Origin of the sequence: Cyclobacterium roseum, assembly GCF_010119225.1 — a bacterium.
Classification (GTDB): domain Bacteria; phylum Bacteroidota; class Bacteroidia; order Cytophagales; family Cyclobacteriaceae; genus Cyclobacterium; species Cyclobacterium roseum.
In genome coordinates this window covers 1-2883 of record NZ_WNKF01000038.1, presented here as the reverse complement: position 1 = coordinate 2883, position 2883 = coordinate 1, and the positions used below count along the sequence as shown (strand labels likewise).

Annotated in this window: 3 protein-coding genes; all 3 read right to left on the bottom strand. The window is 36.7% G+C overall.

The window, feature by feature from the left end; genetic code table 11:
• Positions 1–132: 132 nt before the first annotated feature.
• Genes GJQ68_RS22950 through GJQ68_RS22940 form a run of 3 tightly spaced genes read right to left on the bottom strand, consistent with a single transcriptional unit; the run spans position 133 to position 2591 of the window.
• Positions 133–1440: a DUF2254 domain-containing protein gene (locus GJQ68_RS22950; RefSeq protein ID WP_162419597.1), complete on the bottom strand. Its 1308-nt coding sequence runs from the start codon at positions 1438–1440 to the stop codon at positions 133–135.
• 11 nt (positions 1441–1451) lie between these two features.
• Positions 1452–2252: a DUF481 domain-containing protein gene (locus tag GJQ68_RS22945; RefSeq protein ID WP_162419596.1), complete on the bottom strand. Its 801-nt coding sequence runs from the start codon at positions 2250–2252 to the stop codon at positions 1452–1454.
• 54 nt (positions 2253–2306) lie between these two features.
• The gene (locus GJQ68_RS22940) at positions 2307–2591 is read right to left on the bottom strand and encodes a sll1863 family stress response protein (RefSeq protein WP_162419595.1); all 285 of its coding nucleotides are present in this window, start codon (positions 2589–2591) and stop codon (positions 2307–2309) included.
• Positions 2592–2883 lie beyond the last annotated feature (292 nt).

The window sequence follows — 2883 nt, the reverse complement described above, 5'->3', positions numbered from 1 at the left end:
AGGTTCAATCGTTCATCGAACGTTAAACAGTTATCTATGCGACTTCTTGTCGCACCTCGGTGGTGTGTGAGGCGCTCCCCGTCAGAGGAATCTGGCGGGGCCGTCTACACAATTGTAGCCAGTGGTTCTTCATTATTTTAAAATTTGTTTCACTCTTTTTTCCAAATCATCAAGGTCATTTTTTTCTCTTATGGTTTCTTTTCCTAATCGCAACACCATCTCAACGTGATTAATTATCGCCTTTTTGTGACCTTCTCGTCTGGTGAAATTTTGAATAGTGACCAATGCTTCCACAAGTCTTATAATTACTGCGGTGCTTCCTGTTGAAAACTGTCTGATTTGATTAAATGCAGCATCCAAAACTCCTTCAAAATCTAAAACATCAGCAATAATTCTAAGTTTTCCATCTTCGTCAACACGATATTTTGAAGGGAATTTGGCTTGCGCCAAGTAGCATAGGGTCGCTGTTAGGTTGTCAATACAAGCAATTGCAGTATAAGGGTCGTTTACTCCTGGTGATAATGCTCTGGCCGCAATCTCTACCATTTGATGAATCGAAAATTCCAAATCCTGCTGAGAGGTTTTTGTTTTTCCAAAAACAAATTGGGATAGTAGCTCATCAATAGATTCTTCTTGCCAACCCTTGTTTGAAAATACAACACCAATTTCTCCACCCTTCACTAAAAAACTACCCGGTCTGTGTTTTAATTTTAACAAGGAATCATTATTCTCAACTAAAAGCAATAAGGCTTCACTGTCAATATATTGCAGATAACCACTCTTAGTAGACTTGATAGAGATACTTTTTTGATATTCGGAAACTACTTTGTCTTCATCAAAATCTTTTTTTTCCTTGAGTTCATCTCCCATTTTTTCTGGGAAAAGCGTTTCTACTTGTTTGGAAATAAGGTCTGATATATCAGAAATGACTTTGTCGGCTTGAATACTTACTGCAATTTGATGTATAAATACGATAAGTAAAATAATATTTACCACGGCAACCAGAATAGCAAAAAGAATAGAAATGGATGGAATGAACGTATATCCATTTCCGTCTTTGATAGCATTTAAAACCAAGAGGCAATAAAGATAAGTGGCGATGTATGAACCCAAAACTACTTGGTTGAGGCGCACATACATGAAGTTTTTTATCAGTCTCGGGCCAAATTGAGAAGATGCAAGAGTCAAAGCAACCAGCGTTATTGAAAAAACTGTACCAGCTACACCTATCATCGCACCTGAAATAGTGGATAAAATGCTTCTTGCTGAATCGGAACTATTGACTAAAAAAAAGCGAATCCAACCTTCTTGTGGAATGTTTATGATATTGTCTAATGAAACTAAGCTTACTGACAAAACTACTGCTAAACCAATAATTATAACAGGTACAAACCAAAACGTGGCGAGTAATTCTTTCCAGAAAAAGAGCAGTTTTTTCATGCTTACTAATTTTAAAATGAAATGGTTATACCGAAGTTTACATCATGATAAAGCTTGTCTATGGGAACGAGAGGGGCAGAGTCATAAATATTTTGATACAGTAACCGCAATCCAATATACTTAGTGATATTGTATGTCAGTTCGAAACTACTTGCAAGCCTGTGGTTTTTAAAGAAATCAGAAAGATTTGGTTGATAGTATCCACTTATGTCTAAATCAAATAAATCTCCGAAACTTTGTTTGAAACTCACATAACTATTTCCCCTTAATCGGTTCACTTCAATAGCCGATTGGTCTATTGGCAATAAATCATCGGGCACTCCTGAATAATTCCATCGTTCAAATTCATACAAACTACCTATTCCAAAATATAAACCTGTATTGTTTTTTACCAATGCTCTCCACCGCAAATTCATTCCACCTGCATATTTATTGTCCAAGCCTCTAACTTCATTCCAATGCACTTGCAAGAAAGGTTCAATAGCTATTTTTTTGCTTTGGATGTTGACGTATTCCAGATAGAGAAATCCACCACTCAAAATATTGTCATCCCCAAAAACACTATATTCAATTCTGTTTGCTACAGTAAAGGCGTGTTTCCCAAAACGAACAGAAACATCTGCTATGTTTGCTATTTCAAGAAAATCTTCTTTTAAGTTTCGATACCTGAAACTTGGTGTAAAATTGCCTTTAAGAACTTTTGTAGTATCAATAACAACGTTAAAATTCTCGGTATGTAGAACCTGAGCGTTTGCCTTTTGATGGAACAATAAAAGGCAAGAAAGTAAGGTGAAAATAAATGATACCCTCATCGTTTTTTAGATAAAAACAGGGCTTGTAAATCATTTACAAGCCCTGTTGATTGATTAAGAGAATAAGCCCTTCAATTTATCAAATCCCTCCTTAAAGGAATCAGAAGCGGCTGAAAACGCATCTTTAGTTTCTTCCCACTTTTCTTCGGATGCATTTTTAAGGTCAGCATACCTACTTTCCAAGTCTGATCGTTTTGACTCCAAATCACTGATTGCTTCGTCATACTTAGATTTTGCGTCACCACTAGCTGATTCTTTTTTTGCCTTCAACTCATTGATTTTAGCCGAAACTTCGTCAATGGTTTGGTTCGCTTTTGCTTTGAATTCTTCTTTGTTCATTTTGTTTAAATATTAATTGTGAATAATTGTTCCTACTCATAAAGCTTTTCGGATTCCGCTCTTTTGAAATGTTAGGTCATTGAATTTTTTATTGAGGTTATTTTTCCATTGGCTACAACGTTTCGCAGCTAAGAAACGTGGGGCATTTCGGAGCGATTACTTGTCCACCGAAATGAAAGTTGCTACGGAGAACAAACCTTGCGGAAACCACTCTCCGCCCCATGTTTTCTTAGGTGCTGTGTGTGCCCAGCATGGGCATCTGGTATCGAAGATACCAAATTATTCCAAAGGG